20 protein-coding genes are annotated in these 19,419 nt (G+C 66.4%); 9 read left to right on the plus strand and 11 right to left on the minus strand.

Features of this window, described 5'->3' with window-relative positions; all coding sequences use genetic code 11:
* Positions 1–46: 46 nt before the first annotated feature.
* The 8 genes from TO66_RS16380 to TO66_RS16415 form a co-directional block, all read right to left on the minus strand.
* Positions 47–946, minus strand: coding sequence for a polysaccharide deacetylase family protein (locus tag TO66_RS16380; RefSeq protein WP_044463308.1), 900 nt, complete (start codon positions 944–946; stop codon positions 47–49).
* Positions 947–1,104: 158 nt separating this feature from the next.
* Positions 1,105–1,791, minus strand: a complete 687-nt coding sequence (locus TO66_RS16385) for a phosphoribosyltransferase (RefSeq protein ID WP_044463309.1) — start codon at positions 1,789–1,791, stop codon at positions 1,105–1,107.
* Positions 1,792–1,812: 21 nt separating this feature from the next.
* On the minus strand, positions 1,813–2,703 hold the full coding sequence (locus tag TO66_RS16390) for a universal stress protein (protein WP_044463310.1): 891 nt from the start codon (positions 2,701–2,703) through the stop codon (positions 1,813–1,815).
* Between the two features lie 140 nt (positions 2,704–2,843).
* A complete protein-coding gene (locus TO66_RS16395) occupies positions 2,844–3,608 on the minus strand; it encodes an ABC transporter permease (RefSeq protein WP_044463311.1) in 765 nt (254 codons plus the stop codon).
* A complete protein-coding gene (locus TO66_RS16400) occupies positions 3,608–4,816 on the minus strand; it encodes an ABC transporter substrate-binding protein (RefSeq protein ID WP_044463312.1) in 1,209 nt (402 codons plus the stop codon). Before TO66_RS16400 ends, TO66_RS16395 begins: the two co-directional genes overlap by 1 nt.
* Positions 4,817–4,955: 139 nt before the next feature.
* Positions 4,956–5,756: an ABC transporter ATP-binding protein gene (locus tag TO66_RS16405; RefSeq protein ID WP_044463313.1), complete on the minus strand. Its 801-nt coding sequence runs from the start codon at positions 5,754–5,756 to the stop codon at positions 4,956–4,958.
* A complete protein-coding gene (locus TO66_RS16410; protein WP_044463314.1) occupies positions 5,753–6,823 on the minus strand; it encodes an acyl-CoA dehydrogenase family protein in 1,071 nt (356 codons plus the stop codon). The genes TO66_RS16405 and TO66_RS16410 overlap by 4 nt, the downstream gene beginning before the upstream one ends.
* 76 nt (positions 6,824–6,899) lie before the next feature.
* Positions 6,900–7,460, minus strand: a complete 561-nt coding sequence (locus tag TO66_RS16415) for a carboxymuconolactone decarboxylase family protein (RefSeq protein WP_044463315.1) — start codon at positions 7,458–7,460, stop codon at positions 6,900–6,902.
* A gap of 103 nt (positions 7,461–7,563) precedes the next feature.
* Here TO66_RS16415 and TO66_RS16420 point away from each other — a divergent pair, with 103 nt between their 5' ends.
* Positions 7,564–8,475 (plus strand): AraC family transcriptional regulator, encoded by a 912-nt coding sequence (locus tag TO66_RS16420; RefSeq protein WP_044463316.1) that lies wholly within the window; start codon positions 7,564–7,566, stop codon positions 8,473–8,475.
* Between the two features lie 12 nt (positions 8,476–8,487).
* On the opposite strand, the gene TO66_RS16425 is transcribed toward TO66_RS16420, so the two are convergent.
* Positions 8,488–9,435, minus strand: a complete 948-nt coding sequence (locus TO66_RS16425; protein WP_044463317.1) for an ABC transporter substrate-binding protein — start codon at positions 9,433–9,435, stop codon at positions 8,488–8,490.
* A 435-nt stretch (positions 9,436–9,870) separates the two neighbouring features.
* Here TO66_RS16425 and TO66_RS16430 point away from each other — a divergent pair, with 435 nt between their 5' ends.
* The 5 genes from TO66_RS16430 to TO66_RS16445 all read left to right on the plus strand — a co-directional run bounded on the left by TO66_RS16430 (position 9,871) and on the right by TO66_RS16445 (position 13,433).
* Positions 9,871–10,866 carry an aliphatic sulfonate ABC transporter substrate-binding protein gene (locus tag TO66_RS16430; RefSeq protein ID WP_044463318.1) on the plus strand — a complete coding sequence of 332 codons (996 nt, stop codon included), beginning with the start codon at positions 9,871–9,873 and terminating at the stop codon, positions 10,864–10,866.
* A gap of 64 nt (positions 10,867–10,930) precedes the next feature.
* Positions 10,931–11,791 (plus strand): ABC transporter permease, encoded by an 861-nt coding sequence (locus TO66_RS16435; RefSeq protein WP_044463319.1) that lies wholly within the window; start codon positions 10,931–10,933, stop codon positions 11,789–11,791.
* A gap of 3 nt (positions 11,792–11,794) precedes the next feature.
* Positions 11,795–12,508 carry an ABC transporter ATP-binding protein gene (locus TO66_RS16440; protein ID WP_044463320.1) on the plus strand — a complete coding sequence of 238 codons (714 nt, stop codon included), beginning with the start codon at positions 11,795–11,797 and terminating at the stop codon, positions 12,506–12,508.
* Between the two features lie 119 nt (positions 12,509–12,627).
* The gene (locus TO66_RS33670) at positions 12,628–12,789 is read left to right on the plus strand and encodes a hypothetical protein (protein ID WP_171820050.1); all 162 of its coding nucleotides are present in this window, start codon (positions 12,628–12,630) and stop codon (positions 12,787–12,789) included.
* A 53-nt stretch (positions 12,790–12,842) separates the two neighbouring features.
* Entirely contained in the window at positions 12,843–13,433 is a 591-nt protein-coding gene (locus tag TO66_RS16445; RefSeq protein ID WP_171820119.1) for a helix-turn-helix domain-containing protein, read from the plus strand.
* Between the two features lie 93 nt (positions 13,434–13,526).
* Here TO66_RS16445 and TO66_RS33970 read toward each other — a convergent pair whose 3' ends face one another.
* Positions 13,527–14,039, minus strand: coding sequence for a hypothetical protein (locus TO66_RS33970; RefSeq protein WP_080926040.1), 513 nt, complete (start codon positions 14,037–14,039; stop codon positions 13,527–13,529).
* 146 nt (positions 14,040–14,185) lie between these two features.
* Complete coding sequence (locus tag TO66_RS33975; protein ID WP_256240395.1) at positions 14,186–14,356, minus strand: hypothetical protein; 171 nt, start codon at positions 14,354–14,356, stop codon at positions 14,186–14,188.
* Positions 14,357–14,399: 43 nt separating this feature from the next.
* Here TO66_RS33975 and TO66_RS16455 point away from each other — a divergent pair, with 43 nt between their 5' ends.
* The 3 genes from TO66_RS16455 (at position 14,400) to TO66_RS16465 (ending at position 19,365) form a co-directional block, all read left to right on the plus strand.
* Positions 14,400–15,221, plus strand: coding sequence for an aldo/keto reductase (locus tag TO66_RS16455; RefSeq protein WP_044463322.1), 822 nt, complete (start codon positions 14,400–14,402; stop codon positions 15,219–15,221).
* A gap of 138 nt (positions 15,222–15,359) precedes the next feature.
* Complete coding sequence (locus TO66_RS16460) at positions 15,360–18,188, plus strand: response regulator (protein ID WP_044463323.1); 2,829 nt, start codon at positions 15,360–15,362, stop codon at positions 18,186–18,188.
* A complete protein-coding gene (locus TO66_RS16465) occupies positions 18,175–19,365 on the plus strand; it encodes an EAL domain-containing protein (RefSeq protein WP_044463324.1) in 1,191 nt (396 codons plus the stop codon). The genes TO66_RS16460 and TO66_RS16465 overlap by 14 nt, the downstream gene beginning before the upstream one ends.
* The last annotated feature ends 54 nt before the right edge of the window (positions 19,366–19,419 follow it).

A 19,419-nucleotide genomic window follows, 5' to 3' on the forward strand; every position in this document is an offset into this window, starting at 1 on the left:
GCCGGCAAGCGCCGCGCGGCCTCGGCGGATCGACGGTAGCCGGCGCTCAATGGCCGTTGGCGTCCCACAGCCAGTTCCACAAGCCCGGCAGGCGCACCGGCTGTTCGCTGCTGCGCACGGTACGCGCCAGGATGGCGCGCTGGAGGGCCAGGGTGTCGTCGTAGAACGGCTTCGGCGCGGTAGCCAGGCCCGTGGCCCTGGCGCTGTCCAGCAGGATCTGCAGGTACTCCCGGGTATGCCGCGCGGTGTAGCGATTGAGGTCGTGGAAGGTCACCACCACCGGAATCGCCCCGTCCACCGTCGGCAACTCGCCTCGGGCGATGCGTTCACGGACCTCCGACAGCTGGCGCAGCATATTGGCCCGGCGCCGCGGGCTGGCGGTGAAGCCCCAGACCTTGCCGTCGTTGGCGCTGAGGTCGGTCAACAATACCTGCAGGCCATGTCGTTGATAGGCGGCGAAGGTGCGCTTGTCGTAGTTCCAGAATGGCGGGCGCACCAGGATCGGCGGCACGCCGCTGATCAGGGCGATGTCGGCGCTGCCGCGGTTCAGGGACGCATCCAGCTCCCGCGGTTCCAGCGAACGATGGTTGGTGTGCCAGTGCGTGGCGGTGTGAAAGCCCAGCAGATGCCCCTCACGATGCTCGCGCGCCATCAGCGCGCGGCCGATGTCGCTGGCGCCGGCCCGCGGGGCGCCGGTCTGGACGAAGAACAGCGCCTTGATCGCCGGTTGCAACGGGTTGTCGAGCAGGTCGTCGAGCACGCGCTCGGTGGGGTTGTAGAAACTGGAAGCGCTGGGGCCGTCGTCAAAGGTCAGCAGAAAGCGGATCGGCGCCTGGGCGCGCAGGCGTTGCTCGGTCTGCGCGGTCAACTCGATGGGCGCGCCGATGCAGCCGGCCAGGCCGACGGCCAGCAGCCCTATACAGAAAACCTTGAAGCCTTGTTTCATGTCTTGCCCTGGGCCGACCGTTGCGGTCGTCACGTCAATGGCAAAATCCCTCGCCCATGGGTCCCTCGCCCGGCACACAAGGCGTCGGGCACTGCTTGGAGGGGCAACGGCGCTTTTGGTTCCGGAGGCCCCACACCGGGCTCAACAGGCCGGACGCATCACCCGCGGCCGCCCTCACATGGCCGCTCCCAGGCGCGCTGCAACAGCTCAATCACCTCGGCGTCCTCGGTCTGGGCAAAGTCCACATAACCCTGGCCGATCGACACGAACCACAGCGGCGTGATCAGGCACACCAGCTCGTCGACCTCGAAGCTCAGGGTGTCGACGGTTTCCTGCGGCGCCAGGGGCACGGCGACCACGATCCGCGCCGGATGCTGCGCCCGCGCGGCCTGTACCGCAGCGTGCATCGAGGCGCCGGTGGCCAGCCCGTCGTCCACCAGGATCAGCACCTGGCCGCGCAGCTCCGGCGCGGCGCGGGTGGCGCGATAGGTTCGCTCGCGGCGCTGCAATTCCCGGGTTTCGCGCTGGGTCGCCGCCTGGAGCGCAGCATCGTCGATGCGATGGCTGCCCAGCACGTCCTGGTTGAGGATGCGCACCCCGCCGCTGGCGATCGCGCCCATCGCCAGCTCTTCATGGCCGGGTACACCGAGCTTGCGCACCAGCATCAGGTCCAGCCGCACATCCAGGGCCCGGGCGATTTCCCAGGCCACCGGCACCCCGCCGCGCGGCAACGCCAGCACCAGCACGTCGGGCCGCCCGCGGTATTTGTCCAGCGCGGCGACCAGCCCCTGCCCGGCCGCCCGGCGGTCGCGCAGGGTCATCTGCAAGGATGGATAGTCACTCATGTCGTTACCTCCCCTGCCCGACTACAACGCCAGCAGGCTGCAGGGCACCTGATACAAGGCGTGTTCGGTAGTGCTGCCCACCAGCTTTTCCAGGCCCTGGCGATGCACCCGGCCCATGACCAGCACATCTGCCTGCTGCTCGGCGACGAACCGGGCCAGCACCGTAACCGGCTGGCCGAGAATGAAATGCCGACGCTCCTGGGGCACGCCGTAGCGCTCGGCGAGTTCGAGGAAGGCCCGCTCCAGGGTCGTGCGCAATTCGTGCGTCAGGTCCGCCAGCGTCAGCCCGCCGCCCCCGGCATCGCCCAGGTAGACCGACGACACGTCGCAGGCATGTAGCAGGTGCAGTTCGGCATCGCATTGCAGGGCCAGACTGTTGGCTGCATCGATGATCCGTTCGTTGAGCCCGTTGTGCCGGGACTCCGGCCGCGACGGGTCGACCGCCGCCACCACCTTGCGCGGCAAGGCATGGCCCTCGCGGCCCACCAGGTACAGCGGCACCGGACACTGGCGCAGCAGGTGCCAGTCCATGGGGGTGAGAAAGGCGCGTTTCAGCGCCGGTTCGTGCTGCACATCCTTAATCAGCAGGTCGGGTTCGAGTTCGGCGACGTGCTGCAGGATTTCCTCCAGCAGGTCGTCGGCCCAGGCCACCTCGCCGCTGACCGTGACGCCCTGGCCACGCAAGCGCTGCACCTGTTCCTGCAACCAGTGCCGGTGCTCCAGGCGATGACGCTCGCGGGCCTCGGCGCCGGTCTTGTGGTCGAACAGGGCAAGAATCGCTGCCGGCTTGAGCAAGGCGGCGATATGCAGGGCCGCGCCGCTGGCCCTGGCCAGGGCGGCGGCGCGCAGGATCGCGGGGGAGTGCCGGGCTGCCGGGTCGATGACCAGCAGCAGGCGTTGGTACTGGCTCATGGCGCACCTCCAGATTGGCTGGACGCCCACGCCGGCCCCGGGTGCCTGGCGGGCCTGTGGCTCGCGGGCAGCCGTGCGTCAACACCGGAACGCGCCAGCCTGACTTCAGATCGTTCACTGACAATGCGCCCGCCATGGCCTTACGGCAAGTGCGTCCAGCGTCGATGCAGGCCGCGGGCCAGGCTGTCCAGGGCAAAGCCCAGGGCGCCGATCAGCAGCACCATGGCCATCAGTTCCGAGTAGGCCAGGCGGTCGCGGGTGTCGAGGATGAAATAGCCCAGGCCGGCGCTGACGCCGAGCATTTCGCAGGGCACCAGGACGATCCACAGAATGCCGATGGCCAGTCGCACGCCAGTCAGCACATGGCCGAGCACACCGGGCAGGATCACCCTGCACAGGGTTTCCCAGCCGGTGGCGCTGAGGCTGCGGCTCAGTTGCAGCCAGCGCGGGTCGAGCTGGCGCACCCCGGCCGCAGTGTTGAGCAGGATCGGCCAGACCGCGGCGAAGGCCAGCAGGAAGTAGATCGGCCGGTCCCCGACCCCCATCAGCATCACCACCACCGGCATCCACGACAGCGGCGAGATCATCCGCAGGAACTGGAACGCCGGGGTGGTGGCCGCCTCCAGGCGGCGGTAGCTGCCGACCAGCAGGCCCAGGGGCACGCCCACCAGCAACGCCAGGGCGAGGCCGACAAGAATGCGCCGCAGGCTCACCAGCACATGCTCGTAGAGCTCGGCGCGGCCCAGCAGCTCCACCAGGCTGGCCAGGGTCGCGGCTGGCGCAAAACGCGCCGCCAGGCCGTCGCCGCCGAACAGGCCGACGCCCAGCCACCACAGCCCCAGCAGGCCCAACAGCCCCGCCAGGCCCAGGGCGCCCCGCGCCATCGATGCGGATCGCTTGGCCATCAGAGGCTGAACTCCTCGCTGCGCTCGAACCCCTCGGGCAGGCCGAACGCCTGGAGCCCGCCCACGGCAGCGATGGCGTTGCGCACGAAGCGCTCGTCCACCAGGTCGCGCGCGGTGTGCACCGGGTCGAGGTCGGCCAGGAAGCCCCGGTCGCCCTCGATCAGGGTGTGCTTGAGACGCTTGACCAGCTCCTCGGTGTAGCTGGGGAACGGATACGGCTGGAAGTCGATGCGCCGCTCGTCCCACTGCGCATGCCGGATCGCACCGTCGGCCAGGTACTGCTCGCGCTCGCTGGCCGCCGGCGCCAGGACCCGCCCCAGCACCTGGGGCGGGTGCGGCGTATAGCGGTTGGCGCCGTCGCGGGACAGCAGTTGCGCGGCCTCGGCGCGGTGGTCGCGCGTCCACAGTTGCGCCTTGACGATGGCGTTGACCACCTTCTGCGACCATTCGGGGCGCTGGTTCAGGTCCTGCTCGTGCATGAACACCACGCAGCAGGCGTGATTGCGCCAGATATCGCCGGTAAAGCGCTGCACCCGGCCGACCTTGAGGTCCTCGGCCAGGGCATTGAACGGCTCGGCGACGATGTAGCCGGCGATGCGCTGGCTGGCCAGGGCCGGCGGCATGTCCGACGGCGGCAACACCAGCAGGTTGACCTCGTGCGCCGCCAGTGCGCTGCCGGCCGGGCGGCTCACCGGGGTCAGGCCGTTGTCGCGCAACAGTTGCTGCACCACCACGTTGTGGATCGAGTACCAGAACGGAATCGCCAGCGCCTGCCCGCCCAGTTGCCGCACCTCGCTGATGCCCGGCGCCACGGTCAGGCCCGAGCCGCCGACATGGTTCCACGCCACCACCTTGGCCGGCACCCGGCTGCCGTAACGCGCCCAGACCGTCATCGGCGACAACAGGTGGATCACGTTGACCTGCCCGGAAATGAACGCCTCGATCACTTGCGCCCAACTGCGCAACAGCACCGGGCGCTCGGAGCGGATGCCCTCGGCCTCGAACAGGCCATTGTTGTGGGCCACCAGCAACGGCGTGGCGTCGGTGATCGGCAGGTAGCCGATGCGCACCGGCGCGTCCGGCGCGTCCGGCTCGGCCGCCGCGCGGGCCTGCAGGCTATTGAGCAGCGGCAAGGCGCCGCCGGCGGTGAGCAAGGCGCCCAGCTTGAGAAAGTCGCGGCGGGTGTGGGTGAAATCGTCCAGGCACATGGTGAGTCTCCAACAATTCGGGCAAGGGATGACCGCGCTCTGCTGTAGGAGCGAAGCTTGCTCGCGATAAAACCTCGGAACGGCGCAGGGTCCCTGACACCCGACCAGCCTTGAGATCGTTCGCGGGCAAGCCTCGCTCCTACACAGGCAGAGCCGAGGCGTGGGGTTGCGGATTGCGGCTCGCCCGCCGAAGGGTTTTGAGAATCTCGATACGCAGGGTGCCCAGTTCTTCCACCAGCTCGGCGCGCGGCTGCGGCAGGTCGATGCGCCACTCGCCGAGGGTCCGCGCCGGGCTGTTACCCAGTAGCAGGATCCGCTCGGAGAGGAGCAGGGCTTCGTCGATGTCATGGGTGATCAGCAGCGCCGCGGTACGCTGCTCGGCAATCACCTTGAGCAGCAGTTGCTGCATGTCGGCGCGGGTCACTTCGTCCAGCGCGCCGAAGGGTTCGTCGAGCAACAGCACCTGCGGCTGGCGCGCCAGGCAACGGGCCAGCGCGGTGCGCTGGGCCATGCCGCCGGACAGCTGCGCCGGGTAATAGCCCCGGGCGTGTTCCAGGCCGACCGCGGCGATCGCCTGGTCGATCCGCGCCTGGCGCTGCCCGGCGTCGAGCCTTGGCTGCCGGGCGAAATCCAGGCCGAACGCGACGTTGTGTTCCAGGTTCAACCAGGGCAGCAGGCTCGGGTCCTGGAAAGCCACGGCCACCCGCGGATGCGGCCCGTCCAGCGCCTGGCCGAGCAGGCTGACGCTGCCGGCATGGGGCGCCTGCAAGCCGGCCAGCACCCGCAGCAGGCTGGACTTGCCGACCCCGCTGGGGCCGAGGATCGATACCACCTCCCCCGGCTGCAAGCGCAGGTCGAAACCTTCCAGCACCGCCTGCCAGCCGGCTTCGCGGGGGTAGCCAAGGCTGACCTGGCGGGCTTCGAGCAAGGCCGGGCTCATGCCGCCGCCTCCCGCGCCTGGCGCTGCAACTCGGCGCGCAGTTGCACCAGGCTCGGCGTGACGATCGGCACGAACGCCGATTCGCGCCAGCGCCGGGCGAAACCGCCGCCGTGCTCGCTCAGATAAGCCTTGCCGCCGCTGGCCTGCAACTCCAGTTGCACGGCGCTGGCGGCCGCTTCGGCCAGGGCGATGCGCAAGCGGAACAGCGCCGCCGGCTGGGCCAGGAAGCGCCCCTCCAGCAGGCCACGCTTGAGCTGGTCGACGTTCTCCTGCAACTGCTGGCGTTGCTCCTGCAAAGGCTCGCGCAGGATCGACCGGCCGCCGGGCAAATGCCCCTCGACCTCCTCCAGCGCGCGCCGCGCCAGGCCGATGGCCATGCCGCATTGCAGGCCGAGAAACGCCGGGCGCACCGCCGGCAGAAAGACCTTGGCGTCCTCGTGCAGCAACCAGTCGCGAGCGACCTCGACCTGTTGCAACTCCAGCGCCGCGGTGTTGCTCGACTGCAAGCCCATCAGTTGCAGGTCCTCGGAACGCCGCAGCCCGGCCAGGCCCGCGGGGATCGCCAGGATAAAGGGCGCGCCGCCCTGCTCGTGCTCGATGGCCGCGGCCACCACAAAACCGTCCTTGCGCAGGTTGGTCACCCAGTGCAGGCGCCCGTCCAGGCGCCAGCCGCCGGCCCGGGGCTGGGCGCGAACTTGCAGGGCCTCGATGCCGGACAAGAACTTCATCGCATTGGACAGCCCGGTCGCCCCCGCCAGTTCGCCGCTGAGCAGGTCCTCCAGCAGGCGCTCGCGCAAGGCCGCGTTGGGGCTTTGCAGCAGGTATTCGATAAAGGCCCGCTGGCCCCAGAACACGAAGGCCGCGGCCAGGGAATGGCGGGCCACCGCGGCCACCGCTTCCACGGCGTCTCCCAGGTCGCCGCCGCTGCCGCCCTGCCCGGCCGGGATGCCGACCCGCAGGACCTGCGCCTCGGCCAGCCGCGCCACGACCTGCTGCGGGTCGCAGTGGCCCTGGTCCAGCGCCTGGGCCTGGGCATCCAGCCAGTCACTCAATGCCGGATCGAGCATGTGGTTTCCTCCTTTTTCATCTGGCATCGGCCCGACGGCCCTGCCTTGGATCGAGCCGCTGTCCGGCGGCGTCTCGTCACTGTTGCGGTGCTTGCCAGCGGTATTGCGCCAGCTCCGGGTTCAGCGGCGTGCGGGCGAACACGTTGGCGAAGTTGCACAGGGTCGCCAGGCTGACCCCGAGAATCACTTCCAGCGCATTGCCTTCGCTGTAGCCGGCAGCCCTGAAGGCCTCATAGGTCGGCTGGCTGACGTTGCCGCGAGTGGCGATCACCTCGCTGGCGAAGGCGGCCAGCGCCTGCAACTTGGCCTCGGGCAAAGGGTCCTGCTCGCGCAACGCGCTGACTACCTCGTCCGGCAACCTGGCCTTGTTGCGCGCCACGGCGGTGTGCCCGGCCACGCAGAAATCGCAGCCATGGGTGGTCGCCGCAACCAGTTGCACCACTTCGCGCTCGGCCAGGCTCAGCTCGGCCTTGCCATTGAGCGCCGATACCGTAACGTAGGTCTCCAGCGCCGCCGGGGCGTTGGCCAGGATGCCCAGCAGATTGGGGATGAACCCCGAGTTGTTCTGGGCGTTCTGCAAGAACGGCCGGGCTGCTTCGGGCGCGCTTTGCAGGGTGTGTAGAGTGAGGCGCGACATGCGATGGACTCCTGTGGTGGGGTGTCCGGCCAGTCTGTTGGTTATAAGAATTCCGATCCATATTCTAAAGTAGCGATTACTTGCTCCTGAGTGTTTCCATTAGATGATTTCGTCCAGCCCACTGGTTGATTGGTTATTAGAAAGCCTCGAACTCGACGCCAGCCTGTTCCATGTCGGCCGCTACTGCGGTGGCTGGCACGCCAGCACCCACGGCCTGGCGCGGGCCAGCTTCCACCTGATCGTGCAGGGCCACTGTTGGCTGCATATCGAAGGGCAGGCCCAGGCCTGGCGCCTGGAGGCCGGGGACGCGGTATTCCTGTTGCGCGACCTGGACTATCGCCTGTCCAGCGCCGAAGAACGCAGCGCCGCCCATGAGCAGCCGAGGATGGCCATGCAGGCGCTGGATATCAGTGCCGAAGATGGCGTCGGGCTGGTCTGCGGCTTCTTTCATTTCAAGGCGGGATTGTCGTCACTGATCATCGACGGCCTGCCGGACTGGATCGTGCTGCGCGCCGGCGACCCGTCGCTGAGCGCGGCGCGGGCGCTGTTCGAGCTGATCCTCGACGAGTGCCAGCGCACGCCCGCGCCCTCCTCGGCGCTGCTGGAGCGCCTGAGCCACCTGCTGTTCCTGTATGTGTTGCGCCAGCAAGTGAGCGGTAACCAGGATCTCGGCGGGCTGGTGGCGCTGGCCCGGCAACCGGCCTTCGCCACGCTGCTGGAACAGCTGATCGAGCGCCCCGAGCAGGCCTGGTCCCTGGAAAGCATGGCGGCCTGCACCGGGCTGTCGCGCTCGGCCTTCTTCAAGCGCTTCAACGAACTGGCCGGCCAGTCCCCGGGCCAGGTGCTGCTGGCGCTGCGCATGCGCCACGCCTGCCAGCTGCTCAAGGCTAACCACACCGTGGAGCAGGTCGGCGCGGCGGTGGGCTACCAGTCGGTCGCAGCCTTCACCCGCGCCTTCGCCAAGGCCGTGGGCGTACAGCCGGGAGCTTACCGGCGCCAGCACGAAGGGCGGTGAGCCGGCCGCGGCTTACTGGCCCAGGGCCTGGGTAAAGGAGCGGTCGACCACCGTGGCGGTGGCCAGCGGCGCCGGCAGCGCCTTGACCTTGAACAGGAAGTCCGCGGTGCTTTGCAGGTCGGCGGCGGCCTGCTGGTCCACCGGGCCGACCGTCATGTGCGCCTGGCGCAGCCAGTGCCGGGAGACGTTCTGGTCGAGGTTGGCCTTTTTCGCCCACAGGTCGGCGTACTGGTCGGTGTGGCTGTCGACCCAGGCGCGAGCCCGTTTCAGGCGGCCGAGGAAGTCGGCGATGGCTCCGCGCTTGCTGTCGATGGCCGGGGTCGAGGCCGCGATGGCACTAAGGCCGGGCATCAGGTTCTTCGCGGTGAGGATCGGCCGCGCACCGGAAAACAGGATCTGTTGCGAGATATAGGGTTCCCACACTGGGAAGGCATCGATGCTGCCCTGGGGCAAGGCCGCGGCGGCGTCGATCGGCATCAGCTTGACGAACGCCACATGATCCTCCGGCAGCCCGGCCTGCTCCAGGGCCCGCAGGGTCAATTGCTGGCTCCAGGCGCCGGGCCAGTAGGCGACCTTCTTGCCCTTGAGGTCGGCGATGGTCTTCACTGGCGAGTCCTTGGGCACCAGCAAGGCAATGGTGTCCGGGTTCTGCCGCGAGACGCCGATCAGCTTCACCCGCGCCTGCTTCGCGGCGAGGAACAGAAAGCCCGAGTCGCCGAGGAACCCCAGGTCCAGGGCCCCGGTGTTCAGGGCCTCGGCCAGGGGTGCGGCGGCCTGGAAGTGTTTCCAGTCCACTTGGTAAGGCGCGCCTTCGAGCACGCCCGAGGCCTCCACCGAAGCCCGCACGTTGTAGTAATTCTGATCGCCGACATGCAGCACCAGCGGCTCGGTGGCCTGGGCCAGGGGGACGGCGAACAGAGAGCTGACCAGCAAGCGGCGCAGGCGTCGGGAGAGCGTCATGGGAAATTCCTGGATCGAGAGAACGGTGGGTTTTCTAGAACATAACGCTCTTACAAACCGATTTTGAAATTCTATTTACATATAAGCTAAGCGTCGATTTCACCGACCGGGACTCTGTAGGAGCGAGGCTTGCCCGCGAAGCGGTTTGCCTGGCAGGACGCCGTCGCGAGCCAGCCCGCGCCTCCAGGAAAGCAGGGTGCGCTGCCCTTTCTCAGGGGTGTTGCTGGGGAAACAGCAGCGCAACAGATTGCCCCGGCAGCGACATCCGCTGTCCGCTGGTTTTCCCTGAATCCCTCGAAACCGCCCCTTCCCCGGCCATGGCACAGAGCCTGCAATATTCCTTTCAAGCAGGATCCCTGCCTGCTGGCCGGCTCTTTTGCAATAAGCGCCGGCATAACCAGATTGCCCGCTCGCCGCCTTGCCAGGAGCCACGCCATGAACCCCGTAAGCCGCTTTTCCCTGGCCCGCGCCAGATACCTGCTCGGCGCCTGCGCCCTGGCGCTGACCGTGATGCAACCCCAGGCCCGGGCGGCGGAGACGCCGCCGGCCGAAGTGCACCTGGACTACGCCTACTACTCGCCGGTCAGCCTGGTGCTCAAGCACTTCGGTTTCCTCGAAAAGGCCCTGCCCCAGACCAAGGTCGGCTGGGTCCTCAGCCAAGGCAGCAACCGCTCCCTGGAATACCTCAACAGCGGTGGCGTCGACTTCGCCTCCTCCGCCAGCCTGGCGGCGGTGCTGAGCCGGGCCAACGGCAGCCCGATCAAGTCGGTGTATGTCTACAGCCGTGCCGAATGGACTGCCCTGGTGGTGCGCAAGGACTCGCCGTACCAGACCGTCGCCGACCTCAAGGGCAAGAAGATCGCCGCCACCAAGGGCACCGATCCCTACCTGTTCACCCTGCGCAGCCTGCAACAGGCGGGGCTGAACAAGGACGACGTGGAACTAGTGCACCTGCAACATCCGGACGGCCGCACCGCTTTGGAGAAAGGCGACGTCGACGCCTGGGCCGGCCTCGATCCGCACATGGCCGCCAGCGAGGTCCAGGCCGGCTCGCGCCTGCTGTACCGCAACACGGCGTTCAACAGCTACGGCGTGCTCAGCGTCACCGAGCAATACGCCCGGCAGCATCCGCAGACCATCGCCACCGTGCTCGCGGCCTATGAGCAGGCGCGCCAGTGGTCGGTCGAGCATCCGCAGGAGCTGGCCAAGCTGCTGGCCGACGAATCCGGCCTGCCGCTGGAAGTCGCCAGGCTGCAACTGACGCGCACCGACCTCGGCAACCCGCGGTTGAGCGCCCAGGATGTGCAGGCCTCCAAGGCCGCGGCGCCGATCCTGGTCGCCGAGGAACTGGTGCGGCGCGGAGTGAATGTCGATCAGGTGATCGACCAGTTGCTCGACACCGGCTTGCAGCAGGCCGTGGCCCATCAATGACCCACTGTCCAGGCGACCGCCGGATCCGCGCCGGGCGCGGCGCGGGTGGCGGCGGAGAACCCTCATGAGCAGTCACGGCAAACCCCTCTCGCCCGGCGCGCTGGCCCCCGGCAACCTGCCCGCGACGGCCAGCGCGCCACGCCTCACCAGCGCCCGCTGGCGCCTGCGTCTCAAGGGCCTGGTCCTGCCGGTGCTGGTGATCCTGCTGCTGGAGCTGGTGGTGCGCCTCGGCTGGCTGCCGTCCTACCAGATGCCGGCCCCCAGCGAGATCGCCCTGACCCTCGGCGAGCTGGCCGAAGGCGCGCTGTGGAAGCATATCGGCGCCAGCCTGCTGCGGGTGCTGCTGGGCTTTGCCATCGGCGCCGGCCTGGCGCTGGCGTTCGCCGCCTGGGTCGGCCTGAGCCGCGAAGCCGAGGCCTACCTGGAGCCGACCTTCGCCGGCCTGCGCTCGATTCCCAGCCTGGCCTGGGTGCCCTTGCTCCTGCTGTGGCTGGGCATCGACGAAAGCTCCAAGGTGGTGCTGATCGCCATCGGCGCCTTCTTCCCGGTGTACCTCAATGGCGTGGCGGCGATTCGCAATATCGACCGCAAGCTGGTGGAGGTCGGCCATATGTACGGGTTCGGCCGCTGGCGCCTGGTACGGCGGATTCTCCTGCCCGCCGCCCTGCCCGGCCTGTTCACCGGCTTGCGCAGCGGCCTGAGCCTGGCCTGGATGTTCCTGGTGGCCGCCGAACTGATCGCCGCCACCCGGGGCCTGGGCTACCTGCTCAGCGACGGTCGCGAAACCTCGCGGCCCGACATCGTGCTGGCCGCAATCATCGTCCTCGCCGTGCTGGGCAAACTCAGCGACGGCCTGCTCGCCGCCCTGGAACAACGCTGCCTGGCCTGGCGCGACACCTTCAGCGGCGAAACCCCCAAGGAGTGAGCCATGAGCCAAGCCCTGCTGGATATCCGTGTCGAACGCAAAGCCTTCGCCGGCGCCACGGTCCTCCAGGACATCCACCTGCAACTGCAACCACGGGAAACCGTAAGCCTGCTGGGGCCCAGCGGTTGCGGCAAAAGCACCTTGCTGCGCATCGTCGCCAGCCTCGAACAGGACTTCGAGGGGCAACTGCAACGCCCCGCCGAACCCCTGGCCTTCGTCTTCCAGGAGCCGCGGCTGATGCCCTGGCTGACGGTGGAACAGAACATCGGTTTCAGCGACGACGACCGCTACGACCGCGCCTGGGTCGCGCAACTGATCGAGGAAGTGGGCCTCGCGGGGTTCGCCCAGGCCCTGCCCAAGGCGCTGTCCGGCGGCATGGCGCAACGGGTGGCGATCGCCCGTGGCCTGTACTCGCGCCCGCGGGTGCTGTTGCTCGACGAGCCCTTCAGCGCGGTGGACGCCTTTACCCGGATGAAACTCCAGGACCTGTTGCTGCAATTGGCCGAACACCACGCCATCGCCCTGCTGCTGGTGACCCACGATGTCGACGAAGCGCTGTACCTGAGCGACCGGGTGCTGGTGATGGACAACCGCCCCAGCCGCGTGCGCCGGGAACTGGCGGTGCCTTCGAGCCACCCGCGGGATCGTCGCGACCCACAGCTGGCCCGCCTCAAGGCATTGGCGCTGACAGAGTTGCACAGTGCCCAGGTCATTTGAGCGGGCGCTCGCTAAAAACCAAAAGGAATTAATAAATGAAAAATCAGTATTTATAGCTATATGAGTAACCACGTACTCTCAGCTCATCCCGCCCATTGGTCACCACAGTGAAGTGCCTTATGAAACCGACTGACAACGTTATCGACTTCGCCCGGTTCCGCAAACGCAAGCAGGCCCAGCAACTGGCCCGGACCATGTGGGAGATGTACGCACGCAATGCCGGTTACCAGGCGTTCCAGTGGGTCCAGGCGAACCAGCCGACCGGGACACATCACCCGTGAGCGTCCAGCAACCCTCGCGCTTTCTGGCGAGCGCCGACGAACCCGGCCTGGAGTTGAATCACCTGGAGCCTCAGGAAGAAGACCCGATCAGCGAACGCGTCGCGCAGAACCTGCAACGCCTGCGCAGCAAGCGCCACCTGTCCCTGGATGCCCTGGCCCGCCAGTGCGGGGTCAGCCGGGCGATGCTGGCGCAGATCGAATCCGGGCGCAGCGTGCCGTCGATCAAGGTGCTGTGCAAGATCGCCAAGGGCCTGAAAGTGTCGGTGGCGGCCTTTCTCGAACACCGGGCCTTCGAAGGCGTGGCGGTGCTGCCGTCGAGCCGTAGCAAGCGCCTGGTCAGCGCCAACGGCGCCTTCGTCAGCCGCGCCCTCTTCCCCTTCGACGTGGCGCGCCAGTCGGAATTCTACGAACTGCGCCTGAGCCCCCTGGGCGAGGACCACTCCGAAGGCCACGGCCCGGGCGTCCAGGAAAACCTGGTGGTGGCCCAGGGCGTGCTGGAAATCAGCGTCAACGAGGAACGCTACCTGCTCTCCACCGGCGACTCGATCCTGTTCTACGCCGACCAGCCGCACCGCTACCGCAACCCCGCCGACAGCGAAGCGCTGGCTTACCTGGTGGTGACCTACCCGGAACGCCTGGACTGACCCGCTCCGCAGCCGCGCAAAAAACAGCCCCATGAAAAAAGCCCGGCGGGAACAATCCCGGCCGGGCTTTTCTTCAGGTGACGCCGCGGGGCATCAGCAGGTGCAGCACATCATCGGCATGCCGTTGCAGCTCATCATCATCGGCATGCTGCAATCGTTCATCATCTTCATCATCAGGGCGCAGCAGTTTTTCATCATGTCCATGTTCATGCCGGCCATCGGCATGATCTTGCACATCATGCAGTCGGCCTCGACGGTGCATTCCATCACGCACTTCATCGACGGCATCGGCATGCCCATCATCATCGGCATTGGCATCATGGCGCCCATCATCGGCATGGCCATGCTCGCCTGGGACATGCACATCATGCTCATGTTGCCGCAGTGCATCATCATCGGCATGCCGCAGTTCATCATCATCTGCATCATCTGCGCGCTGTTCTTGAACATGGCCATGTCCATGCCCGCGGCCGGCATCATCTTGCACATCATGCCGTCGTCCATCATTTCGCAGCTCATGGTCGCCATCATCATCGGCATGCCCATCATCGGCATCATCGGCATGTTGGCGTTCATCGGCATTTGCATCTGCATGGCATTCATCATGGTGGAACTCCCTAAGCGATTCGATAGTTGGACGAAGCGGATGAGGCGAATTCTAGGGAGCGGCGAATACCGCACAAGAGGCCGGTCGAACAGCTGTGGCGGCTGCCCGGACAGCCTCAGCGGCGCCGTTCGGGCGGGACTTTCCGTCATAACATCCTTATTGAATTCATAACGGATAAAGCCATGACCAGAACACGTTTTACGACGTCATGGATATGCATGATTGGACGCAGCCAATAACCCAAAGAAATAATCAGTCTAAAAAGCCCGGTTTTTTTGTAAAAAACGCCGCCCGCCACGCCTTGACCCTCAGCCACGGCTTTGTTTCCCTGGGGCCTGGCCAACCGTGAGGAGACAGACATGCGAACACTCGACCTGGCGGGCGTGCCCGTTCCGGTGATAGGCCAGGGCACCTGGCGCATGGGCGAGGAGCGCCACCAGCGCAACGCCGAGATTGCCGCCCTGCAGGCAGGTATCGAATGGGGCATGAGCCTGATCGATACCGCCGAGATGTATGCCGAGGGCGGCGCCGAGGAAATCGTCGGCGCGGCGATCGCCGGCCAGCGCGACCGGGTGTTCCTGGTCAGCAAGGTGTACCCGCACAACGCCAGCCGCAAAGGCATTCCCCAGGCCTGCGAGCGCAGCCTGCGACGCCTGGACACCGACTATATAGACCTGTACCTGCTGCACTGGCGCGGCCAGTACCCCCTGGAAGAAACGGTGGAGGCCTTCGAGCGCCTGCGCGACGAGGGCAAGATCGGCCGCTGGGGCGTGTCCAACTTCGACCTCGACGACCTCGAGGAACTGGCGAACCCGGCCTGCGCCACCAACCAGGTGCTGTACAACATCGAGGAGCGCGGCATCGAGTTCGACCTGCTACCCGCCGCCCGGCAACAGGGCTTGCCGCTCATGGCCTACTGCCCGATCGCCCAGGCGGGCAAGCTGCTGCGCCATCCCGTGCTGCAACAGATCGCCCAACGTCATGGGGTGACCCCGGCCCAGGTGTCGCTGGCCTGGGTCCTGCGCCAGGACGGGGTGATCGCGATTCCCAAGGCGGTGCGTCCCGAACACGTGCGGCTGAATGCCGAGGCGGCCGGTTTGCACCTCGACGCCGACGACCTGGCCAGCATCGACCGGGCCTTCCCCGCGCCCCGGCACAAGCAACGCCTGGCCATGGTCTGACCCCGCCGCGCCGGCTCCCCCGGATCGCTGGAGCAGGCCTGCCAAGGCCCGCTCCGGCGCAGCCGTGGGCGATAAAAGATAACCGACTTTAAGGATCGTCCTATCCCGGATTTTTGAGGCTTTATTTAGAGTGGGTCAATGAGATTAAAGACCTACCTTCATCAGATCAGTCCCTTGTTTTCCAGTCCTGAAGCCGCCAGCAGGTTACTGCGCCTTTTCGCCCTCATTCTGCTGGTGGGGATCCTCGGCGCGGTCTACAACTTCCTCAATTCCACCCTCAGCAACGACATTTCCCGGCGTCGGGGCTACATGAGCAGCGCCATCGCCGAGGCCCAGACCTTCTTCACCAACCGCGAGGCCCTGCTGGAAAGCCTGAGCCTCTCCGCGGTGCGCCAGTCCAGGCAGGCCGTTCCCCTGTTGTACCAGCCCGACACCGAAGAGCTGCGCCTGGAACTGGGCGACGGCGACAACCGCTGGAACCTCTGGCTCAACCTGCGCATGCGCGACTATTTCAAGGCGCGGCAGGTCAACCTGCTGTATGTCAGCCCGGGGCCGATGCCCCAGGTAAAACGCCTCTACAGCAGCAATCCCGACGCCCCGCCCCTGCCCAAGGCGATCCTCGACAAGCTCGCGATGCTGCCATACGACGAGCAGTCGGCGGCGACCGAGCTGTGGCTCACCGACCAGTCCACGCAGGGTTCGCAGCTGTACATCTTCACCCGTGTCGACGAGCGCACCGAAGACTCCGGCTGGCTGGGCCTGGAAATGAACGGCCGGGAAGTGCTGACCGCCCTGAGCGACCAGAGCGCCGGGGAATTCATGATGTTCAATTCCGAAGGCGCGCTGCTGTTCACCAATACCCCCTCCGCGCGCCTCGGCCAGACGCTGCAGCAATTGCAGGGCAACAACTTTTTCGGTTTCGTCGGCAGCGGCTGGTGGCCGGACCACCTGGTGATCCGCAAGCAGCTGATGACGTCGGACTGGCAACTGGTCTACTCCTTCAGCCTGCAGGCCTTGCTGCTGGCGCTCTGGCCGCAGCTGGCCGGCGCCCTGGTGTTCTGCCTGTTCAGCATCAGCCTGATCTGCCTGCTGACCCGGCGCATCGAGCACCGCTTCATCACCCCCGCGCTCAGCCGCATCCAGGCCCTGGTCGAAAGCGAGCTGTTCAGCCGCGACGTGATCCAGACCGCGCCCGTGGCCCTGTGCGTGCTGCGCCGTACCGACGGCCAGGTGGTGCTGGAAAACACCCTGGCGCAACAATGGCTGGGCAACGGCATCGAGCGCGAGGTTCTCTGCGCCGGCTGGATCCAGCAAGCCTTCAAGAGCCACGAGCCGAACCGCTTCGACTATTTCGAAACCGCCGACGGGCGCCACCTCTACCTGAGCTCCGCCCCCACCCGCTACAAGGGCGAGGACGTGCTGTTCTGCGCCTTCAGCGACATCAGCGCGCGCAAGCAAGTGGAAGCCGCCCTGGAAGAGGCACGGCAGATGGCCGACGCCGCCAACGAGGCCAAGACCCTGTTCCTGGCCACCATGAGCCATGAGATCCGCACCCCGCTGTATGGCGTGCTCGGCACCCTGGAACTGCTCTCGCGCACCCAGCTCGACCCACAACAGCGCGATTACCTGCGCGCCATCGAATGTTCCTCCTCGACCCTGCTGCAATTGATCTGCGACGTGCTGGACGTGTCGAAGATCGAAGCCGGGCAACTGGCCCTGGAACTGACCGAATTCTCCCCACTGGACCTGGCCCACGAACTGGTCCAGGGCTATGCCGCGGCGGCCTCGAACAAGGGCCTGCTGCTCTATTCCTGCGTGGACCCGCAGATTCCCGAACGGCTTATCGGCGACGTCACGCGGATCCGGCAGATCCTCGGCAACCTGCTGAACAACGCGGTGAAGTTCACCGAGTTCGGGCGTATCGTGCTGCGGGTCAACCTGCTGAGCCGCGACGGCGAGCGCTCCAGCATCATGTGGCAGGTCTCCGATACCGGCAAAGGCATCGCCCAGGACCATCAGCCGATGATCTTCGAGCCCTTCTACCAGACCGGCGGCAACACCAACGTGGTGGCCGGCACCGGTCTCGGCCTGCCGATCTGCCAGCGTCTCACCCAGTTGATGAACGGCAGCCTGCGCATGGTCAGCGAACTCGGCCTGGGCAGCAGCTTCTCCCTGACCCTGCCCCTGGAGGCCGCGAACGAGGGCCCGGTCGACCTGTCCGGCACGCAACTGCTGCCCGAGACCATCTACCTGATGTCCAACGTACGGGAACTGGCCGAATCCATCGGCGGCTGGCTGAGCCAGTGGGGCGCGCGGGTCCAGCTCTGCCAGCCATCGAAGCTCGCCCCCGGCAGCGATAGCCTGCTGATCGAAGTCCACCCCGGCGAACTCGAACAGCGCCTGCAACCCGACTGGAACGGACCGCTGATCCTCGCCACCGGCACGGGCAACAACGAGCCGCAGCTCCAGGCCGGCGCCTGGCATGTGAACCTCAACCACCTGCGTTCCATCCATCAGGCGGTCAGCCAGGCCCAGGGCCTGTGGGTCGCGAAAACCGATAACCACAGCGAACACTGGGCCTTGAAGCAACTGCAACTGAACGTCCTGGTGGCCGAAGACAACGTCATCAACCAGTTGATCCTCAGGGACCAGCTGGAAGAACTGGGCTGCACCGTGGAGCTGGCGTCGAATGGCGAGGAAGCCTTGTCGATGTGGGACCCGGAACGCTTCGACCTGGTCCTTACCGACGTCAACATGCCGGTCATGAATGGCTATGAACTGGCCAAGGAGTTGCGCCGCCGCGGCTGCGCGACCCCGATCATAGGTGCCACGGCCAATGCGATGCGTGGAGAAGAAGAACAATGTCTGGCGGCCGGAATGAACCATTGCCTGGTCAAACCCTTTGCACTGCGCGCGCTGTTCAATTACCTGGCGCCCTATGAAAGAGCGAAACATGAAGCCCTGTAGCATATTGATCGTTGAAGACCATCCCTTCCAGCACATGTACCTGCAACATCTGTTCGGCGAGCTGGGCCCCTATTACCTGGAAGGCGCAAGGGATGGCGAAGAAGCGCTGGAGCGCCTGAAATGGCGCAAGTTCGACCTGGTGCTCACCGACCTGCTGATGCCGGGAATGGATGGCGTGCAGTTCATCCAGGGGCTGGCGACCCTGCACTACAAGCCCGCGCTGGCGATCATGAGTTCGGCTTCGCGGCGCATGCTGATGAGTGCCAGCCTGGTCGCCAAGAACCTCGGGGTAAAAGTCATCGGGCTGATTTCCAAGCCGGTGAACCTGGCCGCGCTACAGACCCTGACCACCCAGTTGAGCGTCTCGCAACCGAGCTCGCCGCACCCCTTGCCCGCCTCCCTGCTCAGTCAACCGGCCTTGCTCCAGGCCTTGCAGGAAGAACAGTTCGAAGCCTGGTTCCAACCCAAGAAATCGCTGTTCAATGGCCGGATAGTCGCCGCCGAAGCCCTGGTCCGCTGGCTGCACCCGACCCGCGGCATGTTGCTGCCCGATGCCTTCCTGGGGGCGATCAAAGCCTACGATTTCGAGGAAGACCTGCTGTGGCTGGTGCTGCGCCAGGCGATGCAGGCCCAGGCGCGCTGGCGCCAGCAGGGCTACGACATTCCGGTGTCGATCAACTTGCCGACCCACCTGCTCAACAGCCACGACCTGGCGGATCGCCTGTTCGACTTCGTGGTCCAGCACCAGGGGGTGCCCGCGCAGATCTGCTTCGAACTCATGGAGTGTTCGGTGCCCCAGGACATCAGCAATTTCTACGCGGGCGCCTGTCGCCTGCGGATCAAGGGCTTCGGCCTGTCCCAGGACGATTTCGGCAAGGGCTACAGCTCCTACATGAACCTGGTCTCGACCCCCTTCACCGAGCTGAAGATCGATCGCGCCCTGGTCCAGGGCTGCCACGCCAGCGAGGAACTAACCAAGGCCTTGACCAGCATCATCGCCCTGGGGCGCCAGCTGGGCCTTACTGTGGTGGCCGAGGGCGTGGAGAGCGCCGAGGAACTGGCGCTGCTACGCAAGATCGACTGCAGCCAGGTCCAGGGCTTCCTCATCTCGCGCGCCGTGCCTTCCGAGCAATTCCAGGAATTGCTGGTCAACGACGGCCCCGCCGCCAGCTACTGACCCGCCTGACGCTCGACGCTACAAAAAAATACTAAAGTCCATCACGGCTAAGGG

It is taken from the genome of Pseudomonas sp. MRSN 12121 (assembly GCF_000931465.1).
In the GTDB taxonomy this organism is placed as follows: domain Bacteria; phylum Pseudomonadota; class Gammaproteobacteria; order Pseudomonadales; family Pseudomonadaceae; genus Aquipseudomonas.

Bases quoted from the DNA above. Each gene is read 5' to 3' on its own strand.
- TO66_RS16380 (WP_044463308.1), bottom strand. From the start codon at position 946: ATGAAACAAGGCTTCAAGGTTTTCTGTATAGGGCTGCTGGCCGTCGGC.
- TO66_RS16385 (WP_044463309.1), bottom strand. From the start codon at position 1,791: ATGAGTGACTATCCATCCTTGCAGATGACCCTGCGCGACCGCCGGGCG.
- TO66_RS16390 (WP_044463310.1), bottom strand. From the start codon at position 2,703: ATGAGCCAGTACCAACGCCTGCTGCTGGTCATCGACCCGGCAGCCCGG.
- TO66_RS16395 (WP_044463311.1), bottom strand. From the start codon at position 3,608: ATGGCCAAGCGATCCGCATCGATGGCGCGGGGCGCCCTGGGCCTGGCG.
- TO66_RS16400 (WP_044463312.1), bottom strand. From the start codon at position 4,816: ATGTGCCTGGACGATTTCACCCACACCCGCCGCGACTTTCTCAAGCTG.
- TO66_RS16405 (WP_044463313.1), bottom strand. From the start codon at position 5,756: ATGAGCCCGGCCTTGCTCGAAGCCCGCCAGGTCAGCCTTGGCTACCCC.
- TO66_RS16410 (WP_044463314.1), bottom strand. From the start codon at position 6,823: ATGCTCGATCCGGCATTGAGTGACTGGCTGGATGCCCAGGCCCAGGCG.
- TO66_RS16415 (WP_044463315.1), bottom strand. From the start codon at position 7,460: ATGTCGCGCCTCACTCTACACACCCTGCAAAGCGCGCCCGAAGCAGCC.
- TO66_RS16420 (WP_044463316.1), top strand. From the start codon at position 7,564: ATGATTTCGTCCAGCCCACTGGTTGATTGGTTATTAGAAAGCCTCGAA.
- TO66_RS16425 (WP_044463317.1), bottom strand. From the start codon at position 9,435: ATGACGCTCTCCCGACGCCTGCGCCGCTTGCTGGTCAGCTCTCTGTTC.
- TO66_RS16430 (WP_044463318.1), top strand. From the start codon at position 9,871: ATGAACCCCGTAAGCCGCTTTTCCCTGGCCCGCGCCAGATACCTGCTC.
- TO66_RS16435 (WP_044463319.1), top strand. From the start codon at position 10,931: ATGAGCAGTCACGGCAAACCCCTCTCGCCCGGCGCGCTGGCCCCCGGC.
- TO66_RS16440 (WP_044463320.1), top strand. From the start codon at position 11,795: ATGAGCCAAGCCCTGCTGGATATCCGTGTCGAACGCAAAGCCTTCGCC.
- TO66_RS33670 (WP_171820050.1), top strand. From the start codon at position 12,628: ATGAAACCGACTGACAACGTTATCGACTTCGCCCGGTTCCGCAAACGC.
- TO66_RS33970 (WP_080926040.1), bottom strand. From the start codon at position 14,039: ATGATGAATGCCATGCAGATGCAAATGCCGATGAACGCCAACATGCCG.
- TO66_RS16455 (WP_044463322.1), top strand. From the start codon at position 14,400: ATGCGAACACTCGACCTGGCGGGCGTGCCCGTTCCGGTGATAGGCCAG.
- TO66_RS16460 (WP_044463323.1), top strand. From the start codon at position 15,360: ATGAGATTAAAGACCTACCTTCATCAGATCAGTCCCTTGTTTTCCAGT.
- TO66_RS16465 (WP_044463324.1), top strand. From the start codon at position 18,175: ATGAAGCCCTGTAGCATATTGATCGTTGAAGACCATCCCTTCCAGCAC.